This is a genomic window from Rhodococcus sp. UNC363MFTsu5.1 (assembly GCF_000686785.1).
Classification (GTDB): domain Bacteria; phylum Actinomycetota; class Actinomycetes; order Mycobacteriales; family Mycobacteriaceae; genus Rhodococcus_G; species Rhodococcus_G maanshanensis.
The window spans coordinates 442,055-467,801 of sequence record NZ_JMLO01000001.1 but is presented as its reverse complement, the minus strand read 5'-3'; the positions used below and the strand labels follow the sequence as shown (position 1 = coordinate 467,801).

Sequence of the window (25,747 nt, the reverse complement as noted above, 5' to 3'; positions counted from 1 at the left end):
GTCGTCGCGGCGTACTACTGACCGCGCCTAAGGATCCTCCCACCTATGGCCTCCGCCACCTCATCGAGGGCGCGGGCCCGGCGCGCTACCCATCGACCCGGTAGCGGATCAGGCGTGAACTGTTGGCCACCACGGCGACCGACGACGCGTTGTGCAAGATCGCCGCGAGCACAGGAGAGAGCGCGCCCCCGGCCCCGACCAGCAGCCCGAGAGCGTTGACGGCGATCGACATCGAGTAGTTCTGCCGGATCAGGCGGACCGCGTGACCCCCGAGGTCGCGGACCTCGAGCAGGCGGGTCAGATCGTCACTCGCGAGCGCGACGTCGGCGGTCTCGACGGCGACGTCCGTACCGGCAAGGCCCATCGCTATCCCGATGTCGGCCGCGGCGAGCGCAGGCGCGTCGTTGGTGCCGTCGCCGACCATGGCGACCACGTGCCCCTCCGCCCGCAGCCGTTCGACGACCTCGAGCTTGTCATCGGGAAGCACCTCGGCCCGCCACTCCTCGATCCCCAGCTCCGTGGCGACGGCGGCGGCCGTCTCCGGATGGTCGCCGGTGAGCATGATCACCCGCCGCGCCCCGGTGACCCGCAATCGGTCCAGTACCGGCCGCGCTTCGGGTCGCAGCTCGTCGCGAAGGCTGATCAGGCCGACCAGGCGGCCGTCGACGGCCAGCAGCAGTGGGGTCTCCGCCCGGCGACGCAACCTGCCGACCCAGTCGGCCGCCCGTTTCGAGACCCGCACGTTCTCCGATTCCAACAGCGACACGCTGCCGAGCAGCAGGGTCCGGCCGTCCGCCCAGGTGCGCATGCCCAGTCCGACGAGCACCTCGCACTCCTGGTGCGGTGGGATCTCGATGTGCCGTTCGGCCGTCGATCGCAACACGGCCTCGGCCAGCGGATGCCGCGCGTGGATCTCGGAACTCGCGGCATAGGCCAGCACCTGCTCGGGTCGCCAGTCCTTCGCCAACGCGACGATGTTGGTCACCACCGGCCTGCCGACGGTCAGCGTTCCCGTCTTGTCGAACACGAACGCGTCGACCCGGCCGGCGTCCTCGAGGTGCGAGCCGCCCTTGATGAGGATCCCCCGCCTGGCGCCATTGCCGATGGCCGCGCTGATCGCCGTCGGCGTCGCGAGCCCGACCGCGCACGGGCAGGCGACCAGCAGCATGGTCATCGCCCGGCGGACATCACGCGTCGCCGCAAGTGTCAGCGCGGAGAGCACAAAGGAGGCGGGGACGAACCGCCGCGAGAAGGTCTCCCCCACCGTCTGGATCGCGGCCCGGTCCTCCTGCGCCTCCTCCACGCGCGTGATGATCCGACCGATGGTGGTGTCGTCACCGACCGCGTCCGCGCGCACGACCAGCCTGCCGCGCATCACCACCGACCCGGCGTGCACCCTCGCCCCTGCGACGATGCTCGCGGGCAGTGTCTCGCCGGTGATCGCGGATCGGTCGACGATGGCCTCGCCCTCGATCACGATCCCGTCGACCGCGAGGGCGATGTGCTCGTGCACGATCACCTCGTCGCCGACCTCCAATGCGTCGATCCCGACCTGGATCTCGCACCCGTCGGCGGACCGGACCCATGCGGTGTCCTGGGTGCCCTTGAGCAGGTCCGAGATGGCTCGTCGGGTACGGCGCAGGGTCAGATCCTGAAGGTACTCACCGATGTTCAGAAGCCAGAGCACGGTGAGGGCGACGACGTTCTCGCGGAGCACGAGGCTGGCGACGGTGGCCGCCGAGACCAGCGCGTCGGTGCCTGGCGCCCGGCTGCCGCGCAGCGCCCGCACCGCTCCGCGCAGGAACGGGTATCCCGTGAACACCGTCGCCCCTGTGGCCACTGCACGTCCGGTGGGTCCGAGGAGCGCGGGTCGTCCGAGTGCGTACCGGCGGAAACCGAGCAGCACGAGCGCCACCCCGCCCACCGCCATCCGCAGGACGTCCGCGTTGCCGATGTCCGCTGAGGTGGGTGCCCGATCCGGCACCAGGGCCTCGGGTATGAGCCTGCTGTCGCGGATGGCCGTCGCGAATCCGTCCCGGTCGGCGGTGCGCGGCGAGTACCAGATGACGATCGAGGCGGTGCGCGGATAGGCGTGCACCGCCCGCACCCCGGTCAGAGCGCCGACGGCGTCCTCGACGGCGACCGCCCTTGGTCGGCTACCCCGCAGCCACGGCGCGTGCATCCGCACCCGCCCGCCCGCGTCGGAGAGGACGGTCAGGTCTCCGACCGCGGCCGGAACCTGATGCAGCACCGCCGGTTCCGCGGACATCTCGGCCTAGTGCGCGTGTCCGTGGCCCGCGTCGGCAACCCCCGGCGGCGACACCTCTTCGCCGAGCCGCTCGCGCGCCTCGGCCATCACGTCGGCCATTTTGAGGCGGGCGGACTCGGCGCCCTCCTCTGCCTTGCGGGCACCGCGCAGGCCCCACTCCGTGGCCGTCACGGCGGCCTCCCGCAGCGGCGCCCTCGCGACGATCCGCCGCGCCCCGTTGTAGGCGGCGACACCAACGGCCCCGGTGACCACCGTCGAGGCGGCCTTGATGATCAGTCCGTGCAGAGGCATCGTCGTTCCTCCCGCTGGTGCGGCACGTGTGTCCATTGTGACGCACCGACACGCGATCGTGGAGCCCTATCGGGAACCCGCGGACGGCGTCTCCGCATTGCCTCGGCGCACGCGACGGCCACCGCCCGGCCACGCCGGAATCCCCGCAGGTCGGGAAGGACAACTGGCGACGGCACCCCCGACCGACCACCGGATCCGGAGGGGAGCGCCTGAACGCGCGGGCCCGAGGCCAGGAGCATCCACCGTCGCCCACGTTTGCGCTTGCGTCCGAGCGGGTATGCGCAATCAGTGAATGGAAATGATCGTCGACCGCCCGCGAACCAGCGGTCGGGCAACCAACTCTAAGGAGACATCATGGGCGCAGTGGACAAGGCGAAGAACAAGGCCGAGGAGTTGGCCGGCAAGGCCAAGGAGAAGGTCGGAGAAGCGACCGGAGACAAGCACACCGAGGCCGAGGGTCACAAGGACCAGGCCAAAGGCAACCTGAAGCAGGCCGGCGAGAAGGTCAAAGACGCCTTCAAGGACTGACCTGCCCCATTCGATGACGCCTGGCGGGCGTTCACCTCACCAGTCAGCGTCCATCCCCACCGATTTTCTGGTGGCATCGGCCCCGTCGGCCGAACACCGGAGGAAGAAGAAGCACCGCCATGATCATCCTCGGAATCATCCTCGCCATCGCCGGATGGCTACTCTCGATCCCAGTGCTGCTGTATCTCGGGGTCATCCTGCTCGTCGTCGGTATCGTGCTCATGGTTGTGGGCTCGACGGGCCATGCGGTCGGCGGGCGACGCCACTATTATTGATCCAGTCCCGGCACGCAACGGGCGGGGCTAGCCAACAGGTTCGGTGTAGGCCCTGGAGAACACTCATGGCGATCTCCGAGATCAAAGAGTATGCGCACCTCGGTAGCTCCGAAATCGAGGCACTGCGCGACGAACTCGACAGCATCCGCCGCGAGATCACCGCTTCACTCGGTGCGGCGGATGCTGCGTACATCCGCCGCACGATCGCGTTCCAACGCGTCCTCGATACCGCCGCCCGGCTACTGATCTTCGGCAGCCGGACACGAGCGGGCTGGCTGCTCGGCGCGGCCGCACTCGCCGCGGCGAAGAGCATCGAGAACATGGAGATCGGGCACAACGTCTCCCACGGCCAGTGGGATTGGATGAACGACCCCGAGATCCACTCAGCCAACTGGGAATGGGACATGGTCGGCCTCTCGTCACAGTGGCGGTACTCCCACAACTATCGCCACCACGTGTTCAACAATGTCGTCGGCATGGACGACGATCTCGGATTCGGCGTCATCCGCATCACCCGCGATCAGCCGTGGCGACCGAATCATCTGCTCCAACCGCTGCGAAACCTGCTGCTGGCAGCCACATTCGAATGGGGCATCGCGTTACACGGGCTGCACTCCGAAACGGCCCGTGCCAACAGTGACGCCGAGAGAATCGCCCACAGGCGATCCCTGATCGGGAAGATCGCACGACAGACGGGCAAGGATTACCTGCTGTTTCCCGCAATGAGCGGCCCCCGCTGGCGACAAACCCTCAAGGCGAACATCGTCGCGAACGCGCTACGAAACGGCTGGGCGTACGTTGTCATCTTCTGCGGTCATTTCCCCGACGGCGCGGAGAAGTTCACCCAGGCGGAACTCGAGCACGAGAACCGGGCGGAATGGTACCTGCGCCAGATGCTCGGCTCAGCCAACTTCCGCGCAGGCAAAGTGCTGGCCTTCATGAGCGGCAACCTCTGCTACCAGATCGAGCACCACCTGTTCCCCGACCTCCCCAGCAACCGCTACGCGGAGATCGCGACGAAGGTTCGCGCCGTATGCGAGAAGTACGACCTGCCCTACACCACCGGCTCCCTTGCGAAACAGTACTTTTTGGTGCTCCGCACCGTTCACAAGCTGGCGTTACCCGATCGGTTTCTCATCGCAACCTCGGACGACGCACCGGAAACCGCCTCCGAGCTCAAGTTCCGTCCAGCCGGTGACCAGCCGATCGGGGACGCCGGAATCGGCCTCCGGACCGCACTGCGGACCCGGCAGGTCACCCCTCGCGGGATCCACCCGTTCACACGGGGCGATCGCCCTGGCTGACCGCGACTCCCGGCGCGACCGACCGCACCACATCGGCGAGCCTGCGATAACCGTCGGCACGCCCACTGGAGGAGCGGAACACGAGGCCGATCGTGCGGCCCGGCGCCGGGCTCGCGAACCGGGCGGTGGCGAGGTCGCCGCGGCGGGTCTCCACCGGGACCGCCGAATCCGGCACCAGGGTCACCCCGAGGCCGCCGGCGACGCACTGCACCACGGTCGCGAGCGAGGTCGCCCTCGTGTCCCCTGAGGACGGGTGCGCGTCCACCGAGCGGCACAGGTCCAGCGTCTGGTCGCGCAGGCAGTGCCCCTCGTCGAGCAGCAGCAACGGCAGGTCGTCGAGCACCTGCAGCGACAGGTCGGCCCGTCCGGCCAGCTCGTGGTCACCGGGTAAAATCAACACGAAATCCTCTGTGTAGAGAGGGATCTCCACCAACCCGGTCGCATCCGACGGGAGCGCCAGCACCGCGACGTCCAGCACGCCCGCGCGCAGCGAGTCCAACAATCGCGCGGTCTGGTCCTCGATCACCTGGGGCACGACGGCGGGCAGCTCCGCGCGCATCGCAGGCAGCAGTGCGGGCAGCACGTACGGCGCGACGGTCGGGATCAGACCCATGCGGAGCGGGCCGCCGAGCCGGTCCCCCACCCCCGCCGCGGTGGCGACGAACCCGTCCGCGGCCTCGAGGATCATCTTCGCCTGCGCCAGCAGCTGGGTGCCCGCATCTGTCACCAGCACCCGCCTGGTGCTGCGCTCGATCAGCTGAACCCCGAGGCCGTTCTCCAGCGCCGCCAGGGCCTGCGACAACGTGGGCTGGCTCACATTCAATCGCGCTGCCGCGGTGCCGAAGTGGCGGTACTCGGCCACCGCGACGAAGGCGCGCAGCTGAGACAATGTGGGTTGGTAGGTCTGATCAGCCATGCCTATCAGTGTAGCGACATATATCGTCTTTGCCTTCGAATAGTTTCCGGCATCCGAAGGCGTCTTTGCGCGATCGACCCGCGCAAAAGGCACCTTCGGTCGTTACCGGCGGTATCGTTTAACGATGAGTATCGAGGTGGACGTCATCAGGGTATTCACCGATGCGGACGGCACCCACGGCAACGCATTGGGTGTCGTGGACGCATCGCTGGTGCCGGCGGAACGCAGGCAGGGACTGGCCGCCGAACTCGGGTTCAGCGAGACGGTTTTCGTCGAGCTCCCCCGCCCGGGCGCCACGATCGCACGGGCGCAGATCTTCACCCCGGCCACCGAACTGCCCTTCGCCGGGCACCCGACGGTCGGCCTGTCCTGGTGGCTGCGCGAACGGGGGTCGGCCGTCGACGCCCTCGAGGTCCCGGCGGGACCGGTCACGACGTACGTCGACCGCGGGATGACCTGGGTGCGAGCCAAACCAGACTGGGCGCCCGAGTTCACCCTGCACCCGAAGCCCGACTCCGCGGCGGTGGTCTCCACAAGGGCCGACTCCTTCGACTCCGGGCACCACTACGTCTGGGCCTGGGCAGGCGAGGGCGCGATCAGATCCCGAATGTTCGCACCGCTCATGGGGATACCGGAGGACGAGGCCACCGGCGCGGCCGCGGTCCGGATCACCGAGCACCTGCGCCGCAGCCTGCACATCACCCAGGGCCGCGGCTCGCACATCTACACCGTCTACTCGCACGACGGCTGGGTGGACGTCGGCGGTCGCGTGCGTCCCGACCGGACGCTGCGGGTGTAGACGGACTCGCTAGCCGGACAGCGCGCGATCGACCGCCGCCTCGATGAGTTCGTCGATCTCACTCTCGGAGAACAGGTCCGGCAGCGTCAGCTGATCGACGATCAGCCAGTTCAGCGCGAGGTAGAGCAGACGGACCGTGGTGGCATCGCCGGGCATGCCCGCCTGCAGGTGATTGGTGACATTGAAGTCCAGGTCGGCCCTTATCCGTTCGGTCAGCACCGCACGCAACTCCGGCCGCCGGGTCGCCTCGAGCCTGAGCTCGAGCAGGGCGAGGAAGCCCGTGCGGAACTCGGTGATCCGGCCGACGACCTCGCGCATCAGCTCGACCAGCCGATCACGGTCCCGCGGACCACCGAGGCTCTGCGCCAACGACTCGCCATCGGGGGTCAGCCGCTCGTAGAACCGGCCACCCGCCTGCGCCAGCAGGTCGTCGCGGTTGGCGAAGTAGTTCGACGCCGTGCCCGGCGGCACCCCCGCCCGCGAATCGACGGCCCGGAAGGTGAGCCCGCGCGCACCCAGTTCGGCCAGGACCTCGATCGCGGCGTCGACCAACGCCGCCCGCCTCTCCGGATTGCTCCGCACTTGACACCACTCCATCCGTAGTACTACGTTCAAACCACTTCAATTAGAGTACTACGGACGGAGCAGTACATGCGAAAGCTTGTCTACTACGTGGGTATCTCGCTCGACGGTTACATCGCAGGCCCGGGCGGCGAGTGGGACTTCTATCCGATCTCGGACGCGATGGCGACCTGGATGAACGAGCGGTACCCGGACACCATCCCGACGCACGTCCGCCCGCACGTGGGACTGGAGGGCGCCGCCAACCTGGCGTTCGACACGGCGGTGATGGGCCGCGGCACCTACGAGCCTGCCCTCGCCGTCGGTATCACCAGCCCCTACGCCCACCTGCGGCAGTACGTCGTCTCCACCACCCTCGGCGAGATCGCCGACCCGGCGGTCGACCTGGTCGCCGGCGACCCGCTCGACCTGGTCCGCGAACTCAAAGCCCAGGAGGGAATGGACATCTGGCTCACGGGCGGCGGAAAGCTGGCGGGCACGCTCCTACCCGAGATCGACGAGCTGATCATCAAGCGCTATCCCGTGGTCGCGGGGACCGGTATCCCGGCGTTCGACGGGCCGTTCCTGCCGACACAGTTCACCCCGACACGCACCGAGTCCTTCGACAACGGCGCCTCGGTCACCTGGTTGTCCCGGACCCCGGCGGCCTGACCTGACGCGGGGCCGGCCGCCATCAGCCCTGCGGCGACCGGCCCGCCGCCAGATCGGCCGCGCTGAGCAGCACCTCGATCTCGCCGCCCAGCGTCACCCCTGGCGAGAGCGGCAGCCGGTCGCCACTCCAGAATCGGCCCGGGTCATACCAATTCGTCTTGCGGCGCTCGGTGAGCAGCCCCATCGACTCGTAGGTCTGCGCGACCACCTCGGCGCAGTACGCGCTCTCGAGGCCGGCCGATGCCTCCGCGGAATCCTGGGTCGAACGGCGCCGTAGCGACGGTAGCCGGCCACCGAACCAGCGCGTGACCAGTTTCGCCGTGGACGGGAACGGCGTGCCGTCGAGCCGCGCGATCGTGCGCATCAGCGCATCCTCCTGCTCGCGGGTGACCGGCTCCTCGATCTGCCGCAACCAGCCGCGCTGCCCGTACTTCGCACCCCACACCTGGACGGCCTGCCGCAGATCGTGCAGTTGCACCCCGCGCTGGAACCGCCCGGTCCACATGTCCTGCAAGGAATGTCCGAGTTCCGCGTGCCACATCAGCGGCGGCATGTCGTCGAGGACCACCGACATCCCGACGTGGTTGACCGGACTGTTGGTCAGCGTCTGGATCGCCCGATCGGCGCCCGAGTGGCCGCGGAAGATCCAGATGTCCCCGGTTCGGGTGGCATCCACGGCCTCGTCGAGGCTCACCTGCGATTCGTGCATCCGGCGACTCATGCACCTAGCCTAGAGCGATGCGCATGGACGGCAGACACGTGTGGAAGCTCGTCGGACTCGCGGGCGTCGTCGGTGTCGCCGCCACGGGGGCGCTCGCCGCGCGCGCCGAACGCAAGCGCCGCGCCTACACCCCCGACGAGGTCCGATCCCAGCTGCACGCCCGCTTCGCGCAGGCCACCGCCGTGGCCGACCTCCCGCGAGTGGATCTGATCGAGGTGAAACCGACTCTGCGCGAGCGTGTGTCGAGCCTCTTCCGGCGAGGTCCCCGACGAGGAGGGAAATGACATGACCGATCATGTGCTCCGATCACCTCAGGTTTCGGACGCGGTCTGGGACCGATCGGACTTCCCCGACAGTTCGACGTGGACAGTGGTCCTCACCGGGGCCGAGCGTGCGGAGATCGTCGAAGCGGCCAGAGCCGACGCCGCCGACGCGTCACGCCTGTTCCCGACCCTCCGCTCCCGCTGCGGCCAGTGGGCGCAGACGCTGAACTCGGGATGCGGTTTCGTTCTGCTGCGCGGGTTCCCCGTGGACGAGCTCAGCTCCGCCGAGATCGAGCGGGCCTATCTCGCGCTGGGATCCATGCTCGGGGAGCCGGTGAGCCAGGACCGCGACGGCGCGGTGCTCACCCACATCCGGGACGAACGGATCGCGAGGACCGATCCCACCGTCCGGCTCTACCGGACACGGGAACGCCAGGATTTCCACACCGACGGCTCCGACCTGGTCGCGCTGCTGTGCCTGCAGAAGGCGGCCACCGGAGGCGAGAGTTGGATCGCCAGCTCGGCGGCGATCTACAACGAGGTGCTGCGGCGGCGACCGGACCTCCTCGAGGTCCTTTACTCCCCCATGCCGTGGGACCGCAACGGTGAAGAGGCCGCGGGCGACCCCCCGTACTTCGAACTCGCTCCACTGAACGACATCGGCGGGGTGCCCCGCCTGTTCTTCATCAGCTGGTACATCCGCGACTCGCAACGGCACCCGCAGGCCCCCCGCCTGACGGCGGAGCAACACGAGGCCCTCGAGCTCGTCGAGGCCATCGCCAACGAGGCCGACTTCCACGTCGAGATGGTCTTCGAACCCGGCGACGTCCAGATCCTGAACAACGGCCGCATCCTGCACGCACGCAACGCCTACCGGGACGACCCCGACCTCGACAAGCGCAGGCACCTGCTGCGCTTGTGGCTGACGGCCGCGAGCGCACCCAGCGTCGCGGAACCGCTGCGATCGGGAATCCCGCAGCGCTGAACCGTCGGAGCCGAGCACGGGATGGGGTCGTAAGGCCCTAGCCGAAGCGGATCCTCCTGGCAGATAATTGACTGTCCGGTACCGAGCAGGCTCCCAGACGGGATTCCCCGGGCACCGGTCGACGGCGAGGAGGCGGTCATGGACACCGCGGGGCCGGACACCGGCGTCATCCAGAGCGCGGTCGATCTGGCGTGCCGCGCACCATCGGTGCACAACAGCCAGCCCTGGCACTGGCGATACTCTTCAGGTCGGCTCGACCTGTTCAGCGACCGCACCCGGCTCCTGCCCTCCACCGATCCCTCCGGGCGCCAGCTGCACATCAGCTGCGGCGCGGCGCTCCACCACGTGGAAGTCGCCCTCACCTCACTGCGCTGGCGATCGGACATCGATCTCTTACCGGAGCCCAGCCTTCCTCGGCTCGTCGCCTCCATCCGATGCCACCGGGACGCGACCCCGCGCTCACACGACTTCGACCTGGTCTCCGCCATACGCCATCGCCGCACCGACCGCAGGCCCTTCGACCCGGTCTCGGCTGCGGCTGGGCCGGTCGAGGGCCTCGCTGACCCCGTGGGCAGGTTCGGTGTCGCACTGACGGTCCTCGCTCCCGAGGCGAGGACGACGCTGGCCGCGGCGACCGACGCGAGCGCCGCGGCCAGGCGCTATGACTCCGACTATCAGGCCGAGCTGCACTGGTGGGCGGGGCACTCGCTCCCCACCGAGGGGATACCGCCCGATTCGCTGGCGACCTCCGACGAGAGTGCGCGCGTCTCGATCGGACGAGCGTTCCCGCATCCCGGCAGGCAGGAGTCCACGCCACGGCCGGGCGTCGACCAGTCCACCGTGCTGATGCTGAGCACCGATTCCGACACGGCGGCGGCCTGGACGCGATGCGGGCAGGCGCTGTCCGCGGTCCTGCTCGAGGCGACGTCGAGAGGGATGGCGACCTGCCCGCTCACGCACCTCACCGACGTCGAACGGAGCCGGGACATGATCGCGGGGCTGGCTCCACACGGCGGATTCCCTCAGGTCCTGCTGCGAGTCGGCTCGGTCACCTCCCCGCCGCCTGCGGGCCACACGCCCCGCCGGTCGACCGCGGATGTGCTCACCCTGCACTGAGCTCCGGAGCGCGAACGCTCAGCCGAGCGCCTTGAGAACCCCCGCCGCCATCTCGGCCACCTCGTCGTCGGTCATCACGAACGACGGCGAGAACTGCATGGCGCCGACGCCGGCCGCGCGACCCGAGATGCCGTACTCCCGAAGGGTCTTGACGAACGGCAAGGCCTCCGCCGGATCCGCGAGCTGCACGGCCGCGACCGCGCCCAGTCCGCTCCGTACCTCCGCGACCCGCGGGTGCTCGGCCAGCGGCGACAGGTGCTCGTGCAGCGACCGCTCGAGCCGAGCGGACTCCTCGAGCAGGTTCTCCCGCTCGAGGATGTCGAGGTTCGCCAGCGCCGCGGCCGCCGCGCCCGCGTGCCCGCCGTAGGTGTATCCGTGCCGCCACCACACGCCGCCCGCGAAGAAGGGCTCGGCGACCCGGGGCGCGATGAACACCGCACCCATCGGGACGTATCCGGAGGTGAGCCCCTTCGCGGTGGTCACCATGTCCGGCTGCAGATCGAAACGCGTCGAGGCGAACCACGACCCGCCGATCCGGCCGAAACCGGTCACCACCTCGTCGACCACGAACAGGATGTCGTGCTCGCGGCAGATCTGCCTGACCTCGGCGAGGTAGCCCTGCGGCGGCAGGTAGATCCCGCCCGCGCCGATGATCGGCTCGACGAAGAAGGCCGCGATCGTGTCCGCGCCCTCCCGCTCGATGAGCTCGAGCAGGCTCTTGCCGTTGTCCCACTCCACCGTCCTGGCATCCGGCATCAGCTCGCCGTAGCCTTCCCGGTTCACCGGGATGCCCGCCAGCGCGGTGCCCGCCACGTGCATGCCGTGGTAGGCCTTCTGCCGCCCGACCACGATGCGCTTGTTCGGCTTGCCCATCTCGTGCCAGTAGCGCCGGGCCAGCTTGGCCGCGGTGTCGACGGAGTCCGAACCACCCGAGGTGAAGAAAATCTTGCTACCAGGCACCGGCGCGATCGCGGACAGGCGCTCGGCGAGCGCGAAGGTGGTCTCGGGAGCGAAGTCGCCGAAGTTGGAGAAGTGCGCGATCGACTTGAGCTGCTCGGCGACCGCGTCCGCGATCTCGGCACGGCCGTGCCCGACGTTGGTGAACCACAGGCCCGCCGTCGCGTCGAGGTAGCGGTTGCCCTTGTCGTCCCAGATGTACGCGCCCTCGCCGCGGCTGACGACGAACGGACCGCCGTCGCTCACCGCGCCCATGTCCGCGAATCCGTGCCACAGTGCCTGGGTGTTCGTCACGCCATCTCCTCGCTCTCGCCGGTGGCGATCTCGTCCGCCGTCAGCCGGCGCTCGGCTCCACCGTATCGCCACCGCTGGGCGAGCCTGCCCGCGGCGTTGACCGCGAACGACATCAGCACCATGGCCAACAGCAGCACCACGAGTCCGATGGACATCTGCAGGTAGCCCTGCGTGCGGGGGTCGATGAACGGGTACGGGTACCAGTCGACGATCGGGCCGCGGATGAGCGTGTAGACGCCGTACACCACCGGGAACCACAGCCAGGTCATCGACTGCCGGTCGGTGATCCGCATCCGCGGCGGGTTGATCAGCCAATCCAGGAAGATCACGAGCGGCAGGATCTCGTGCAGCAGGACGTTGATCCACTTGTCCTGCAGCATCACGTCGACATTGGCGAGCAGGACCGCGTAGATGATGCCGGTGATGACCATGTACACGGTCGCCGCACCGCGGAAGAGCTGCCAGTTCCGCGACTGCGGGTCGGCGAACGCCCCGACGAGGAGCACGATCACCGCCAGCACGTTGCTGAGGATGGTGAAGTAGCTGAAGTAGTTGGTGGTCGAGAACGTCTCGCTGTCGATGTTGCGCAGCGGGATCCAGACCAGCGCGAGGATCCCGAGACCGGCGAACACCAGCCGAAGCGCCCGCCAGATCGGGTTCGTGTGGGGGTGGACCGAGGTCTCCGTGGCAGCAGTCACTCGCAGATGTTCGCACAGGGCAACAGCGGGCAGCGGTATTTGACTGGCGGCCTTTCGATAGGCTGGTCCGAGCATGTCGACCACACCTTCGCCCGAGCTGCCCGACCTCGACCGCCGCGAGCTCAAGCGCCGCCTGGCCAACCTCACCCTCCGAGACGAGCACCGGCTCCGACGGCGCCTCGACCGCACCGCGAACGCCGAGGCCCTCACCGGCGTCCTCCGCGAGGTGTCGCAGGCGGAGGCCAGGATCGCCTCGCGCCGCGCGAACGCCCCGAAGACCAGCTACCCGGACAACCTTCCGGTCAGCCTGCGCCGCGACGACATCGCCGCCGCGATCGCGGCGAACCAGGTCGTCATCGTCGCTGGCGAGACCGGGTCCGGCAAGACCACCCAGATCCCGAAGATCTGCCTGGACCTCGGGCGAGGCGTGCGCGGCCTGATCGGGCACACCCAGCCGCGCCGGATCGCGGCGCGCACCGTCGCCGAGCGCATCGCCGAGGAGCTGGACAGCCCACTCGGGGAGGCGGTTGGCTACACGGTCCGCTTCACGGACCAGGTCTCGGACGGCACGCTGATCAAGCTGATGACCGACGGCATCCTGCTCGCCGAGATCCAGCGCGACCGGATGCTGCGCCGGTACGACACGCTCATCATCGACGAGGCGCACGAGCGCAGCCTCAACATCGACTTCATCCTCGGGTACCTGCGGGAACTGTTGCCGAGGCGGCCCGACCTGAAGGTGATCATCACCTCGGCGACGATCGACCCGGAGCGCTTCGCCCAGCACTTCGCCGTGAACGGGGTGCCCGCGCCGATCGTGGAGGTCTCGGGCCGCACCTTCCCTGTCGAGATCCGGTACCGGCCGCTGAGCGTCGACATCGGCGAGCAGACCATCGATCGCGACCCCGTCGACGCCGTCGGCGAGGCCGTCGAGGAACTGCTCGGGGAGGGCGATGGCGACATCCTGGTGTTCCTCTCCGGTGAGCGCGAGATCCGCGACACCGCCGACGCGCTGCGGGATCGCAAGCTGCGCGGCACGGAGATCCTGCCCCTGTACGCCCGGCTGTCCGCGGCCGAGCAGCACCGGGTCTTCGAGCGGCACACCGGCCGCCGGGTGGTGCTCTCGACCAACGTCGCGGAGACCTCGCTGACGGTCCCCGGCATCCGGTACGTGGTCGATCCCGGCACCGCCCGCATCTCCCGGTACTCCGTGCGCACCAAGGTGCAGCGGCTGCCGATCGAGGAGATCTCGCAGGCCTCGGCCCGCCAGCGCGCGGGGCGCTGCGGGCGTGTCGCCGACGGCATCTGCATCCGGCTCTACTCCGAGGACGACTTCGAGACTCGTCCGGCCTTCACCGAACCCGAGATCCTGCGCACCAACCTGGCGTCGGTGGTGCTGCAGATGACCGCCCTCGGCCTCGGCGACATCGCCGCGTTCCCGTTCGTGGAGGCGCCGGATCCGCGCGCCATCCGTGACGGCGTCGCGCTGCTCGAGGAACTCGGGGCGATCAAGCCGGGTGCCAAGGGCGGCGTCACCGAGCTGACCCCGGTCGGGCGCGAGCTCGCCCAGTTGCCGGTGGACCCCCGGATGGCGCGGATGCTCGCTCATGCCCACAACACCGGGTGCCTGCGCGAGACGCTGATCATCGTCGCGGCGCTGTCGATCCAGGATGTGCGCGAACGGCCGGCCGAACACCAGCAGGCGGCCGACGAGAAGCACGCCAGGTTCACCGTGGGCGGCTCCGACTTCCTCGCCTACCTCAAGTTGTGGGAATACCTGGGCGAGCAGCGGAAGGAACTGTCCTCCAACCAGTTCCGCAAGATGTGTAAGAACGAGTTCCTGCACTGGCTGCGGATCAGGGAGTGGCAGGACCTGCACGGCCAGCTTGCGCAGATCACCCGCGGGCTGGGCTGGACCGGCAACGACCAGCCGGCGAGCGAGGCCTCGGTGCACCAGGCGCTGCTGTCCGGGTTGCTCTCCCACATCGGGCTGCGCGAGGGCGACAAGCGCGACTTCCTCGGCGCCCGTGGCGCCCGTTTCGCGGTGTTCCCCGGTTCCTCGCTGTTCAAGAAGCCACCGCGCTGGGTGATGGCGGCCGAACTGGTCGAGACCTCCAGGCTCTGGGGCAGGATGGCGGCAGGCATAGAGCCCGAGTGGGCGGAGAAGCTGGCGCCGCACCTGATCAAACGCACCTACTCCGAGCCGCACTGGTCGACCAAGCGCGCCTGCGCGATGGCGTACGAACGGGTGACGCTCTACGGCATCCCGCTGGTCGCCAAGCGGGCGGTCACCTACAGCTCGATCGACCCCGAGACCTCGCGGGAGCTGTTCATCCGGCACGCGCTGGTGCAGGGCGAATGGCAGACCCAGCACAAGTTCTTCCATCAGAACCGGGCCCTGCTCGAGGACGTCGAGGAGATGGAGACCAAGGCACGCAGGCGCGACATCCTGGTCGACGACGAGGCCCTCTACGAGTTCTACGATCAGCGCGTCGGCCAGGAAGCCGTGTCCGCCAGGCATTTCGACACCTGGTGGAAGCGCGCCCGACGCACGAAGCCGGACCTGCTGAACTTCACGACGTCGACCGTGGTCAACGCCGATGCGGCCGGGGTGCTCGGCGGGGACTATCCGAACACCTGGCGCCAGGGCGAGATCTCGTTCCCGCTGACCTACCAGTTCGAACCCGGCACCGAGGACGACGGCGTCACCGCGCGCATCCCCGTCGCGCTGCTCGCCCAGGTCCGTCCTGTCGGCTTCGACTGGCTGGTCCCCGGCATGCGCGAGGACCTGGTCACCGCACTCATCAAGACACTGCCGAAAGCGTTGCGCCGCACCGTGGTCCCAGCCCCCGACTACGCCAAGGCGGCGCTGTCGGCCGTCAAACCGCGGTCCGAGACGTTGACCGTGGCGATCGCCCGCGAACTGTCCCGGATGGCGGGCGCCCCGATCTCGCCCCGCGACTTCGACCCGAGCGCGGTCCCGGACCACCTGCGGATGACCTTCGCGGCGGTCGACGGTTCCGGGAAGGTGCTCGGCAGGAGCAAGAGCCTGACCGGGCTCTCCGCATCGCTCTCACCCCGCGTCGACGTCGAGGTGGCCAAGGCCGCCTCGAGCACCGAGCGTCCGGCCGCCGCGGTCTGGACGTCGGAGACGCTCGGCACGCTGCCCGACAGCGTGACCCGCACCATCGCGGGCCAGAAGGTCGTCGGCTACCCGGCGCTCGTCCCCGAGAAGGAGGGTGTCGCGGTCCGGGTCCTCAGCACCCCGCTCGCGCAACGCCAAGCTATGCGGGAGGGCACGAGAGCCCTGCTGCTCAGCGCCATCGTCACCCCGACCAAGACCGCGATCTCCGGCCTCGGCACCAGGGATCGACTGGCGCTGAGTCAGAACCCGCACGGCAGCGTGGAGGCGCTGGTCGAGGATTGCCGGGCCTGCGCTGTGAACGAGCTGATGGACGCGAACGGCGGACCGACCCGCACCCCGGAGGCCTTCGAGAAGCTGCAGGCCGCCGTGCGCGCCCAGCTCGCCAACCGGGTGGCGATACTGGTCCGGCTGGTGGTCCCCGTACTGACCCGCGCCCAGGAGCTGCGCGTGATCCTCGATCGCGCCACGGGAGAGGCCGCCGACGATGTGCGCGAGCAGCTCGAAACGCTGATGTACCCGGGATTCGTCGCCGATACCGGCACCGAGCGGCTGCGCGAGCTGCCCCGGTACCTGGAGGGCGCCGTTCGGCGCCTCGAGGCGCTCCCGGCGAGCGCGGGGCGCGACAGTCAGGGTTTGGTGGTGCTGGACGCGGTATACGAGGACTACGGCCGCCTGCTCGCGCGCCTGGACGAGCGCCGACATCACGACCCCGACGTGGATGCGGTCCGCTGGATGATCGAGGAACTGAGGGTCGGCCTGTTCGCGCAGTCGCTCGGGACCCCGTACCCCGTGTCCGAGAAGCGGATCCGAAAGGCGATCGCCGCGATCACCCGCTGAGGTCAGTCGCTCGCGGATTCCTCGCGATGCACGCGCAGGTCCTTGATCTCGCGTTCGAAGTCCTCGGCGGAGCTGAACGAGCGGTACACCGAGGCGAATCTCAGGTACGCCACCTCGTCGAGGTCCCGTAGCGGCCCGAGGATCGCCAACCCGACCTCGTTGCTGGGGATCTCGGCCGATCCGGCCGCGCGCACGGCCTCCTCGACCTTCTGGGCGAGCTTGTAGAGCGCGTCCTCGTCGACCGCCCGGCCCTGGCAGGCCCGCCGAACGCCGCGGACCACCTTCTCGCGGCTGAACGGCTCGGTGACGCCGCTGCGCTTGACCACCGAGAGCACCGCGGTCTCGACAGTGGTGAACCGCCGACCGCATTCCGGGCACGACCGCCGCCTGCGAATGGCGTTGCCCTCGTCGGCTTCACGAGAGTCGACCACGCGCGAGTCGGGATGCCTACAGAACGGGCAATGCATGGCGAATCCTTCGTCGGAACCGAGGAGCCCTGTACTACCACTGGATGTGGTGGGGCTGACAGGGTTCGAGGATACCGCCGCGGGGCGCCCGAGGGCGCGCATCGGGGTTCAGTCCGCCGGTCCGACGGGCACCACCAGCGATTGACCGGCCTGCACCGAGGCTCCTGACATGGCGTTCAGGTCGAGAATCCGCGCCACGACCTGCTCGACACGACTCCCCGGCGCGACGCGGGTCGCGACGTCGCTGAGCGTCTCCCCGCCCTGCACCTGCACCACCGCGGTCTCACCGAGGGCGAACTGCGGGTTCGACCGGGCCTGGGCGATCCCGAGCAGACCGGCAACGGCGACCGCCGACAGCAGCATCCCGACGAGCAGCGCGCCGATCCCGCCCTCCTGCCCACGCTTGCCGTGGACCGCCGTGGACACCGCCATCGGCGCCCGGCGGTACTCGACGAAGCCGTCCACCCGGGGGCGGCGCCCGACGACCTGTCGCGACCTCGCGCCATTCGGGACCGTGTTCTTCGGGACCGCCTTGTTCATGGGGACTGCCATGCTCATCGGAACCTCCGCCAGTGATCGGATCGAAGCATTCGTTCACACGTTCGAGTGAACGCATGTTCGATTTCTACCACGGCGGTCCGACAAAGTCCCGATTTGACGCGACACATCTCGAACAGATGTTTGAAACATGCTGGAATCCGGTCTAGATTCGTGTCAGAAGCCACATCGACACGGGAGGCCCTCCATGAAGGACGACAGCTCCAACGACGGCTCGGCCGCCACCCCAGGCGGATCCGACCTCGCGGCGGGGCTCACGGATCGACAGCGCCGGGTCCTGGAGGTGATCCGCGCCTCGGTCAGCGAACGCGGCTACCCGCCGAGCATTCGCGAGATCGGCGATGCGGTCGGCCTCACCTCGACCTCCTCGGTCGCGCACCAACTGCGCACCCTCGAACGCAAGGGCTTCCTGCGCCGCGATCCCAACCGCCCGCGTGCCGTCGACGTCCGTGGGCTGGACGACGGTGTGGCGGCCTCCGACACCGAGGCCGGCTTCGAGAACGCGGCGCAGCCGACAGGCGAGGGCACCGAGACCCAGCTGCCGAAGCCGACTTTCGTCCCCGTGCTCGGCCGGATCGCCGCCGGTGGCCCGATCCTCGCCGAGGAGGCCGTCGAGGACGTGTTCCCCCTCCCCCGCGAGCTCGTCGGCCAGGGATCGTTGTTCCTGCTCAAGGTGGTCGGCGAGTCGATGATCGAGGCGGCGATCTGCGACGGCGACTGGGTGGTCGTCCGGCAGCAGAGCGTGGCCGACAACGGCGACATCGTGGCCGCGATGATCGACGGCGAGGCCACGGTCAAGACGTTCAAGCGGACCAAGGGCGAGGTGTGGCTGATGCCGCACAACCCGCTGTTCGAACCGATCCCCGGCAACGACGCGGCCATTCTCGGCAAGGTCGTCACCGTGATGCGCAAGATCTGATCTGACGCGGCTGAACCCGAGCACGCACGAGAAAGGCCGCGGCACCGAAGTGCCGCGGCCTTTGTCGTCTCCGTCCGATCAGGACAGGTTCAGCCCCCTGCCGATGATCTCCTTCATGATCTCGGTGGTGCCGCCGTAGATGGTCTGCACGCGAGAGTCCATGTACGCCTTGGCGATCGGGTACTCGCGCATGTAGCCGTAACCGCCGTGCAGCTGCAGGCAGCGATCGATCAGCTTGACCTGCGCCTCGGTGGTCCACCACTTGGCCATCGCGGCCTCCTGGACGGTGAGCTTGCCCTCGTTGAGCTGCTCGATGAACTTGTCCACGAGGATCCGCACGGCGGTGGTCTCGGTGGCGAGCTCGGCCAGCACGAAGCGGGTGTTCTGGAAGCTGCCGATCGGCTTGCCGAATGCCTTGCGGTCACGGACGTACTGCATCGTCATCTCGAGGCAGGATTCCATCGCGGCGGCGGCGACGACGGCGATCGACATGCGCTCCTGCGGGAGGTTCTGCATCAGGTAGATGAAGCCCATGCCCTCCTCGCCGAGGAGGTTGGCCGCGGGGACCCGCACGTCGGTGAAGCTGAGCTCGGCGGTGTCCTGCGCCTTGAGGCCGATCTTGTCCAGGTTGCGACCGCGCTCGAAGCCCTCCATGCCGCGCTCGACGACGAGGAGCGAGAAACCCTGGGCGCCCTTGTCCGGGTCCGTGCACGCGACAACGACCACCAGGTCGGCGTTGATCCCGTTGGTGATGAAGGTCTTCGAGCCGTTGAGGACCCAGTGGTCGCCGTCACGGACGGCGCGGGTCTTGATGTTCTGCAGGTCGCTGCCGGTGCCGGGCTCGGTCATCGCGATCGCGGTGATGATCTCACCGGAACAGAAGCCGGGCAGCCAGCGCTTCTTCTGCTCCTCGTTGGCCAGCTTGAGCAGGTACGGCGCCACCACGTCGTTGTGCAGCATGAAGCCGACGCCGCTGAAACCACCGCGGGTGGTCTCCTCGGTGATGATGGCGTTGTAACGGAAGTCCTCGACGCCACCGCCGCCGTACTCCTCGGGCACGTCCATGCCGAGGAAGCCCTGCTCGCCCGCCTTCTTCCAGACCTCGCGGTCGACGATGTTCTGCTCTTCCCACTTGTCGTGGTTGGGAGCGACCTCCTGCTCGAGAAACTTCTGGTAGGACTCCCGGAAGAGAAGATGCTCGGGCTCGAAAAGCGTGCGTTCCATCAAGGCTCCTGTGTGTCGACGTAGCTGCCTGCCAGGCTAGGCGTCGGCCGACTCGGCGGTCGATGACCCTAGCGAGCGCATTCTGTGACCAACAGCGAACCCGGGCGGCGGCGCGAGCAGGTCACCGCCGCAGCCGTGCCAATGCCCGCATCAGGGGGTATCCGACGAGGATTCCGACCGAGCCCCACGCGATGCCGCCGAGCTCGACCGAGCCGACCATGAGGGTGAGGTTTCCGATGCCCGCCACCAGCGCCGCGGCGACCACCGTGAGATTCACCGGATCCGTGAAGTCGACCTTGGCCTCCATCCAGATCCGCACGCCGAGGATCCCGATGAGCCCGTAGAGCACCAGGGTGGCACCGCCGATCACACCGTCGGGCACCGTGAACACGAGGGCACCGAACTTCGGCGAGAACGCGAGCACGATCGCTGTCGCCGCCGCCACCCAGTAGGCGGCAGTGGAGTACACCCTGGTCGCCGCCATCACGCCGATGTTCTCCGCATACGTCGTGGTGCCCGAGCCGCCGCCGGCGCCTGCGAGGGTGGTGGCCAGCCCGTCCGCGAAGAGCGCGTCGCCCGCGACGTCGTCGAGCGACCGACCGGTCATCGCCGCGACCGCCTTGACGTGACCGACGTTCTCCGCGATCAGCACGATCACCACCGGGAGCGCCAGCGCGATCGCCGACCATTGGAAGCTCGGCCCGCGCAGGTGCGGCAAGCCAACCCAGGCCGCCTCACGCAGCGCGTCCACCCGCTCGGTCGACAGGCCACCGGTCACCGCGGCGAAAACCCACCCGATCACGACGCCGACGAGGATTCCCAGCCGGCCGAGCAGTCCGGGTCCGGCCGCGGTGACGACCAGGATCGCGACGAGGGTGACGGCCGCGATCAGCGGCTGGGCCTGGAACGAGCCGACTGCGGCAGGCGCGAGGTTCAATCCGATGAGCATCACCACGGCACCGGTCACCACCGGCGGCATCACGGCGTCGAGCACCCGGGCGCCCGCGAGCTTGACCACGATGCCCACCAACATCAGCACGACGCCGACGGCCAGCACCGCGCCGAGCTGCGCCGCAGGTCCGTCCGCGGCGGAGGCGGTGAGCGGTGCGATGAAGGCGAACGACGAACCGAGGTAGCTCGGGATCCGGCCCCTGGTGATGACGAGGAACAACACCGTGCCGATGCCCGAGAACAGGAGCGTGGTCGTCACCGGGAATCCGGTGATCGTCGGCACCAGCAACGTCGCGCCGAACATCGCGATCACGTGCTGCATGCCGATCCCGACCGTGCGGGGCCACGACAGCCGCTCGTCGGGTGCAACGACGGCACCGTCCGCGATCCTCTTGCCGTCGCCGTGCATTTGCCAGCCGAATCGAGATCCACCGGCGCCCGTCGTTATCTCCTGTTCAGCCACGGGGGCCAATTCTAGTTCGCGACACCGCATTCGCGCCCACGGGGACGAAACGGTGCGATCGATCGGCCCCTCGGCTAGCGTTACCGCGCATGAACGGGCCAGCTGGTCCGTGACTTCCGTTCCCGAGGAGTTCCATGTCTATTCGTCCCACTTTGGGGAGTGTTGGCGAACATGAACTGCAGAACGAATTCGGCACCACAGAACGTGCCGAGCGGTTCTATTCCGATCAGATGCTCAATCACCTGAACCCGACGATGATCGAGTTCGTGGCCCGGCAGGAAATGGCGTTCGTCGCGACCGCCGATTCACACGGGGAATGCGACTCCACATTCAGGGCGGGTGAACCGGGTTTCATCCATGTCATCGACCCGCGGACCATCGCGTATCCGGAGTATCGCGGAAATGGGGTGATGGCCAGCCTCGGCAACATCAGGGAGAACCCACATGTCGGGATCCTGATGATGGATTTCGTCCGCGATCTGATCGGTCTCCACGTCAACGGATCGGCTCGCATCGTCGAGGATGTCGACTTGCGCGCCCAGCTGGCCGACCTGCCCGATGCGCAGGCCAAGGGCCGCACCCCCGAGCGGTGGGTGGTCGTGGACGTCGAAGAGGCATACATCCACTGCCGCAAGCACATCCCACGGATGGAGCTGGTCGACCGGAATCGTGCCTGGGGCACCGACGACGTTCGCCGCAAGGGCGGCGACTACTTCGACGCGAAGGACACCCCGCACGAACTACCGGAGCCGGTCGCACCAGCCGCGCAAGAGCCGATCGAGCCGCCCGCACGAAAGCGGACCGCGAGAAAGGCAGCCACCGGAAGTGCTTCGGCCACAAAGACTCCTGCGGCGAAGACACCAGCCAAAAAGGTCGCCGCCAAAAAGGCCCCGGCCCGCAAGGCCGCTCCGCGCAAGGCGGTCGCCGCGACATCGGCGGCCTCACGGACCCCGGTGAAGAAGAGCGTCGCCCAGAAGACCACTGCCGCACGCACTCCGGCGAAACGGGCGGCCGCTTCGGAGCCGACCGTCGAGGAGTGACCGAAGGAACTACTGCCGGGTCCAGGCGATCAGGTCGTCGGCGGTCCAGGTGTTGATCACCCGATCTGCCTCGACCCCGGCCGCCTGAGCGCGCTCGCAGCCATAACCCTGGAAATCGAGCTGGCCGGGCGCGTGCGCGTCGGTGTCGATCGCGAACAGGCAGTCCCGTTCGAGCGCCAGCTCGATCAGTCGCGCGGGCGGATCACGACGCTCGGGCCTGCTGTTGATCTCGACCGCGGTGCCGAACTGGCGGCAGGCCTCGAACACGACCTCCGCGTTGAACTTCGACTCCGGCCTGGTCCCTCGAGCGCCCTCGACCAGCCTGCCCGTGCAGTGCCCGAGCACGTCCACGTGCGGGCTCGCGACGGCCCGCACCATCCGCCTGGTCATCGCGTCGGACTCCATCGCGAGCTTCGAGTGCACGCTGGCGACCACGATGTCGAGCTCGGCGAGCAGTTCCTCCTCCTGGTCAAGGGAACCGTCCTCGAGGATGTCCACCTCGATCCCGGTCAGGATGCGGAACGGCGCGAGTTCCGAGTTCAGCTCGGCGATCACCTCGAGCTGGCGGCGTAACCGGTCCGCGGAGAGTCCGTTCGCCACCGTCAGCCGCGGCGAGTGGTCGGTCAGTGCGCAGTACTCGTGACCGACCATGGCGGCGCGGCGCATCATCTCCCCGATGGGACTGCCGCCGTCGGACCAGTCCGAGTGCGTGTGCAGGTCGCCGCGCAGCGCCGCGAGCAGCGCCCGCCCACCCTCCCCGATCTGGACGGCCTTCGACCTCACCTCGATCAGGTAGGCGGGCACTCCACCTGCGTACGCCTCCGAGATCACCGCGGCCGTCTTCGGGCCGATCCCGCTCAGCGCGGCCCAGGTGCCCGTGCGACCGAGCCGGTCCCGCTGCTCCGGGGCCAACGCCTCCACGATGTCGGCCGCCCTGCGGAAGGCCTTGACGCGGTGCGTCTCGGCCCGCGAACGCTCGAGCCAGTATGCGATCTCACGCAGCGCCTCGACCGGTTCCATGGGTACATCCTGGGCCTTCGGTGCCGACCTGGCCACCGGTTACGGGCAACGCCGCCGCCCTATGACCCGAGCAACCCGGTGCGCTCGGCGACCCAGTCGAGTTCCCGGGCCAGCGCCGGCCCCCACACCTGCGGGCTGTGACCCCCTGGCAGCTCGTAGTAGCGGACGTTCATCCCCGCCGCCCTCGCGGCCGCGAACATGCGCTGTTGCTGGGGTCGGTACTCCTCGTCGTCGGTGCCCGCGACGAACACCCCGGCCAGTTGCGGCAGGGTGCTCGCAGCCAGCACATCGCGAGCATTCACCGCGGCGAAAGCGGACTCGTCGCCACCGAACGTCGCGGCGACCGTGCTCGCGTGGTCACCGAGGGACGGCTCGTCCTGACCCGAGATGTCCACGAAGGTCGGATAGACGTCCGGGTGGCGGACGGCCAGCTGGACGGAGCAGGTCCCCCCATAGGAGAAGCCCCCGATCGCCCAGTGCTCGGGATCGCTGTCCACCTGGAGATGGCCCGCGATCCAGTCGGGCACGTCCCGCGCCAGGTAGGTGTCCACGTTTCCGAGCTGCGAATCCAGGCACAGCGGCAGCGCATCGGTGGCGCCGAGCGCGTCCGGGACGACGACCACCGGGGCGAGCCCGTCGTGTTCGGCGGCGAACGAGGTGACCGTCTCGGCCAGGGCGCCGAGGGCGAGCCAGTCGTCCGGCTTCCCGGGATTGCCCGCGACGAGTACCAGCACGGGGAGTACCGCCCGCGGGGAATCCAGATAGGCGGGCGGCAGGTAGAGCAGCGCAGGACGGGCCGCGAAGCCGGACACCGCGCCCGGGATCTCGACGTGCGTGAGCACCCCGTCCCTGGCCGCACGCAACGGCGGGCGCCAGACGCCGGCCACGGGATCGCCCGCCTGGACCTCGCGCTGTGGCCCCGGCACCGCGGCGAAGTCCGTCTCCACCATGCCGGGAGGAGCACGGTGCCCGATCACGGCACCCAGCGTGGGAAAGGTGCCGAGATCCTCGTTCACCACGGCGGCGCCGGAGGCGAGCAGCGCCGCTGCCGTCGCGAACGCGAGCATCACCCTCCCCTGCCCCCGGGAACGAAGCAGGCAGACCGCGGCCGCGGCCACACCGAAGACGCCCACCGCGATCCCCAGACAGCCCTGCACCGACAGCTGCGGGGGCAGCGGCCGCAGTGCGGACCACACTGCGGCCGCGATGCCGGCGGAGGTCGCGGCGGCGATTCCGGCGACCGCCCCCCACACCCGAATCGAGAACCCTCGCAGCGCCGTGCACGCGCCGACGAGCCCGCCGACCCCGAGAACGACCACAGCGGTCACGGCGACGGCGCCGGTCGTCGACAGCTGGGACAGCGCACTCAGCACGGCATGGGCGGACATCCGGTTAGGCGGGTCAGAAGCTCGTTTCGGCAGGCACCGGCGGCAGCGTGACGACCTGGCCCGCGTAGCTCAGGCCGGCGCCGAAGCCGAGCAGCAGGGCGAGCTGGCCGCCCTTCGCCTTGCCCGTCACCAGCATCTCCTCCATCGCGAGCGGAATCGACGCGGCGGAGGTGTTGCCGGTGTTCTCGATGTCGTTGGCGACCGGCACGTCGTCCCCGAGGCCCAGGTTCTTCTTCATCAGGTCGTTGATCCGGGCATTGGCCTGGTGCGGGACGAAGACCTCGATGTCCTCGATCGCGACGCCGGACTCCGACAGGATGCTGCCGAGGGCCTTGGGCAGGGTGATCGCCGCCCACCGGAACACGCGGGGGCCCTCCATCGACACCACCATGCGGCCGACCTGCTCCCCGTCCGGGCCCTCTGCCTGCAGAGCCTGCGCCCGGTCCATGTAGGCGGGGATGTCGTAGTTCTGGCTGATCGCGGCGGAGTTCTCGCCGTCGCTGCCCCACACCGTCGGCGAGATGCCGTTCCGCTCGCTGGGGCCGACCACCACCGCGCCCGCGCCGTCACCGAAGATGAAGGCGGTGTTGCGGTCGGTCGGTTCCATCACCACGGACATGGTCTCGACACCGATGACCAGGACGTACTCGGCGGACCCGGACCGGATCATGTCGGTGGCCACGCCGAGTCCGTAGCCGAAGCCGCCGCAGCCGGAGGCCAGGTCGAACGCCGCGATGCCGTTGATCCCCAGCTCGTGTGCCACCTGCGGGGCGCCGTGCGGGATCTTCGTCTTCCAGCTCCCGGTGGCGAGGATCAGCGCGCCGATCTGCTCCTTGTCGATGCCGCTGTTGCGGATCGCGCGCTCCGCCGCGGCCACGGCCATCGACTTCGCGGTCTCGTCCCCGCTGATCCAACGGCGGTTGCGGATGCCGCTGCGCTCGTAGATCCACTCGTCCGACGAATCGAGGACCTCGCACACCTCGGCGTTGCTGACGATCCGCTCGGGCCGGTAGGCGCCGATCCCGAGCAGTGACACGTTCTCGTGCCCCTTCTTGACCGCAATGTTGACCATCTGGTGCTTGCCCT

General features: G+C 68.9%; 24 protein-coding genes and 1 pseudogene. 11 read left to right on the top strand and 14 right to left on the bottom strand.

Annotated features, from left to right (window positions below):
- Positions 1 to 85 precede the first annotated feature (85 nt).
- Together BR31_RS0102225 and BR31_RS0102220 are read right to left on the bottom strand one after the other, a co-directional pair.
- On the bottom strand, positions 86 to 2,269 hold the full coding sequence (locus BR31_RS0102225) for a heavy metal translocating P-type ATPase (RefSeq protein ID WP_051636886.1): 2,184 nt from the start codon (positions 2,267 to 2,269) through the stop codon (positions 86 to 88).
- Positions 2,270 to 2,275: 6 nt separating this feature from the next.
- On the bottom strand, positions 2,276 to 2,560 hold the full coding sequence (locus tag BR31_RS0102220) for a DUF1490 family protein (RefSeq protein ID WP_027499517.1): 285 nt from the start codon (positions 2,558 to 2,560) through the stop codon (positions 2,276 to 2,278).
- Between the two features lie 354 nt (positions 2,561 to 2,914).
- On the opposite strand from BR31_RS0102220, the gene BR31_RS30895 reads away from it, so the two are divergent.
- The 3 genes from BR31_RS30895 to BR31_RS27220 all read left to right on the top strand — a co-directional run bounded on the left by BR31_RS30895 (position 2,915) and on the right by BR31_RS27220 (position 4,667).
- Positions 2,915 to 3,088 carry a CsbD family protein gene (locus BR31_RS30895; RefSeq protein WP_027499516.1) on the top strand — a complete coding sequence of 58 codons (174 nt, stop codon included), beginning with the start codon at positions 2,915 to 2,917 and terminating at the stop codon, positions 3,086 to 3,088.
- A 119-nt stretch (positions 3,089 to 3,207) separates the two neighbouring features.
- The gene (locus tag BR31_RS31355) at positions 3,208 to 3,363 is read left to right on the top strand and encodes a DUF6131 family protein (RefSeq protein ID WP_156042334.1); all 156 of its coding nucleotides are present in this window, start codon (positions 3,208 to 3,210) and stop codon (positions 3,361 to 3,363) included.
- 65 nt (positions 3,364 to 3,428) lie between these two features.
- Positions 3,429 to 4,667, top strand: a complete 1,239-nt coding sequence (locus BR31_RS27220; RefSeq protein WP_051636885.1) for a fatty acid desaturase family protein — start codon at positions 3,429 to 3,431, stop codon at positions 4,665 to 4,667.
- Here BR31_RS27220 and BR31_RS0102200 read toward each other — a convergent pair.
- Positions 4,642 to 5,583 (bottom strand): LysR substrate-binding domain-containing protein, encoded by a 942-nt coding sequence (locus BR31_RS0102200; RefSeq protein WP_027499515.1) that lies wholly within the window; start codon positions 5,581 to 5,583, stop codon positions 4,642 to 4,644. The two genes, BR31_RS27220 and BR31_RS0102200, sit on opposite strands and share 26 nt — an antisense overlap.
- A 124-nt stretch (positions 5,584 to 5,707) precedes the next feature.
- Between BR31_RS0102200 and BR31_RS0102195 the strand changes: the two genes are divergently transcribed.
- Complete coding sequence (locus BR31_RS0102195; protein WP_027499514.1) at positions 5,708 to 6,382, top strand: PhzF family phenazine biosynthesis protein; 675 nt, start codon at positions 5,708 to 5,710, stop codon at positions 6,380 to 6,382.
- A gap of 9 nt (positions 6,383 to 6,391) precedes the next feature.
- On the opposite strand, the gene BR31_RS0102190 is transcribed toward BR31_RS0102195, so the two are convergent.
- The gene (locus BR31_RS0102190; protein ID WP_027499513.1) at positions 6,392 to 6,964 is read right to left on the bottom strand and encodes a TetR/AcrR family transcriptional regulator; all 573 of its coding nucleotides are present in this window, start codon (positions 6,962 to 6,964) and stop codon (positions 6,392 to 6,394) included.
- 69 nt (positions 6,965 to 7,033) lie between these two features.
- On the opposite strand from BR31_RS0102190, the gene BR31_RS0102185 reads away from it, so the two are divergent.
- Positions 7,034 to 7,615: a dihydrofolate reductase family protein gene (locus tag BR31_RS0102185; protein ID WP_027499512.1), complete on the top strand. Its 582-nt coding sequence runs from the start codon at positions 7,034 to 7,036 to the stop codon at positions 7,613 to 7,615.
- A gap of 22 nt (positions 7,616 to 7,637) precedes the next feature.
- On the opposite strand, the gene BR31_RS0102180 is transcribed toward BR31_RS0102185, so the two are convergent.
- Positions 7,638 to 8,336 (bottom strand): hypothetical protein, encoded by a 699-nt coding sequence (locus BR31_RS0102180; protein WP_027499511.1) that lies wholly within the window; start codon positions 8,334 to 8,336, stop codon positions 7,638 to 7,640.
- Between the two features lie 17 nt (positions 8,337 to 8,353).
- Between BR31_RS0102180 and BR31_RS0102175 the strand changes: the two genes are divergently transcribed.
- From BR31_RS0102175 to BR31_RS0102165, 3 genes are all read left to right on the top strand, one after another.
- A complete protein-coding gene (locus BR31_RS0102175; protein WP_027499510.1) occupies positions 8,354 to 8,620 on the top strand; it encodes a hypothetical protein in 267 nt (88 codons plus the stop codon).
- Between the two features lies 1 nt (position 8,621).
- The gene (locus BR31_RS0102170) at positions 8,622 to 9,584 is read left to right on the top strand and encodes a TauD/TfdA family dioxygenase (protein ID WP_051636884.1); all 963 of its coding nucleotides are present in this window, start codon (positions 8,622 to 8,624) and stop codon (positions 9,582 to 9,584) included.
- A 138-nt stretch (positions 9,585 to 9,722) separates the two neighbouring features.
- On the top strand, positions 9,723 to 10,700 hold the full coding sequence (locus BR31_RS0102165; RefSeq protein ID WP_027499508.1) for an Acg family FMN-binding oxidoreductase: 978 nt from the start codon (positions 9,723 to 9,725) through the stop codon (positions 10,698 to 10,700).
- Between the two features lie 18 nt (positions 10,701 to 10,718).
- Here the strand turns inward: BR31_RS0102165 and BR31_RS0102160 are convergent, their stop codons facing one another.
- A complete protein-coding gene (locus BR31_RS0102160; RefSeq protein WP_081830296.1) occupies positions 10,719 to 11,912 on the bottom strand; it encodes an aminotransferase family protein in 1,194 nt (397 codons plus the stop codon).
- A 35-nt stretch (positions 11,913 to 11,947) separates the two neighbouring features.
- Positions 11,948 to 12,649 carry a Pr6Pr family membrane protein gene (locus BR31_RS27215; RefSeq protein WP_051636883.1) on the bottom strand — a complete coding sequence of 234 codons (702 nt, stop codon included), beginning with the start codon at positions 12,647 to 12,649 and terminating at the stop codon, positions 11,948 to 11,950.
- Positions 12,650 to 12,722: 73 nt separating this feature from the next.
- Here BR31_RS27215 and hrpA point away from each other — a divergent pair, with 73 nt between their 5' ends.
- Entirely contained in the window at positions 12,723 to 16,631 is a 3,909-nt protein-coding gene (gene hrpA / locus BR31_RS0102150) for an ATP-dependent RNA helicase HrpA (protein WP_027499506.1), read from the top strand.
- A 2-nt stretch (positions 16,632 to 16,633) separates the two neighbouring features.
- Here the strand turns inward: hrpA and nrdR are convergent, their stop codons facing one another.
- On the bottom strand, positions 16,634 to 17,098 hold the full coding sequence (gene nrdR, locus BR31_RS0102145) for a transcriptional regulator NrdR (protein WP_027499505.1): 465 nt from the start codon (positions 17,096 to 17,098) through the stop codon (positions 16,634 to 16,636).
- A 108-nt stretch (positions 17,099 to 17,206) separates the two neighbouring features.
- Positions 17,207 to 17,656 (bottom strand): LysM peptidoglycan-binding domain-containing protein, encoded by a 450-nt coding sequence (locus BR31_RS27210; protein ID WP_156042333.1) that lies wholly within the window; start codon positions 17,654 to 17,656, stop codon positions 17,207 to 17,209.
- Positions 17,657 to 17,843: 187 nt separating this feature from the next.
- Between BR31_RS27210 and lexA the strand changes: the two genes are divergently transcribed.
- Positions 17,844 to 18,575: a transcriptional repressor LexA gene (lexA, locus tag BR31_RS0102135; protein WP_027499504.1), complete on the top strand. Its 732-nt coding sequence runs from the start codon at positions 17,844 to 17,846 to the stop codon at positions 18,573 to 18,575.
- Positions 18,576 to 18,653: 78 nt separating this feature from the next.
- Here lexA and BR31_RS0102130 read toward each other — a convergent pair whose 3' ends face one another.
- Entirely contained in the window at positions 18,654 to 19,799 is a 1,146-nt protein-coding gene (locus BR31_RS0102130; RefSeq protein ID WP_027499503.1) for an acyl-CoA dehydrogenase family protein, read from the bottom strand.
- A gap of 121 nt (positions 19,800 to 19,920) precedes the next feature.
- Entirely contained in the window at positions 19,921 to 21,159 is a 1,239-nt protein-coding gene (locus tag BR31_RS0102125; protein ID WP_037175212.1) for a uracil-xanthine permease family protein, read from the bottom strand.
- 188 nt (positions 21,160 to 21,347) lie between these two features.
- On the opposite strand from BR31_RS0102125, the pseudogene BR31_RS27205 reads away from it, so the two are divergent.
- Positions 21,348 to 21,947, top strand: a pseudogene (locus BR31_RS27205) (pyridoxamine 5'-phosphate oxidase family protein); the annotation flags it as partial.
- Positions 21,948 to 22,262: 315 nt separating this feature from the next.
- Here BR31_RS27205 and BR31_RS0102110 read toward each other — a convergent pair.
- The 3 genes from BR31_RS0102110 to BR31_RS0102100 are packed head-to-tail and all read right to left on the bottom strand — an operon-like array spanning position 22,263 to position 25,733.
- Positions 22,263 to 23,273: a PHP domain-containing protein gene (locus BR31_RS0102110; protein WP_027499501.1), complete on the bottom strand. Its 1,011-nt coding sequence runs from the start codon at positions 23,271 to 23,273 to the stop codon at positions 22,263 to 22,265.
- Between the two features lie 59 nt (positions 23,274 to 23,332).
- The gene (locus tag BR31_RS0102105) at positions 23,333 to 24,661 is read right to left on the bottom strand and encodes an alpha/beta hydrolase (protein ID WP_027499500.1); all 1,329 of its coding nucleotides are present in this window, start codon (positions 24,659 to 24,661) and stop codon (positions 23,333 to 23,335) included.
- Positions 24,662 to 24,674: 13 nt separating this feature from the next.
- Complete coding sequence (locus BR31_RS0102100) at positions 24,675 to 25,733, bottom strand: beta-ketoacyl-ACP synthase 3 (protein ID WP_027499499.1); 1,059 nt, start codon at positions 25,731 to 25,733, stop codon at positions 24,675 to 24,677.
- Positions 25,734 to 25,747: the final 14 nt, after the last annotated feature.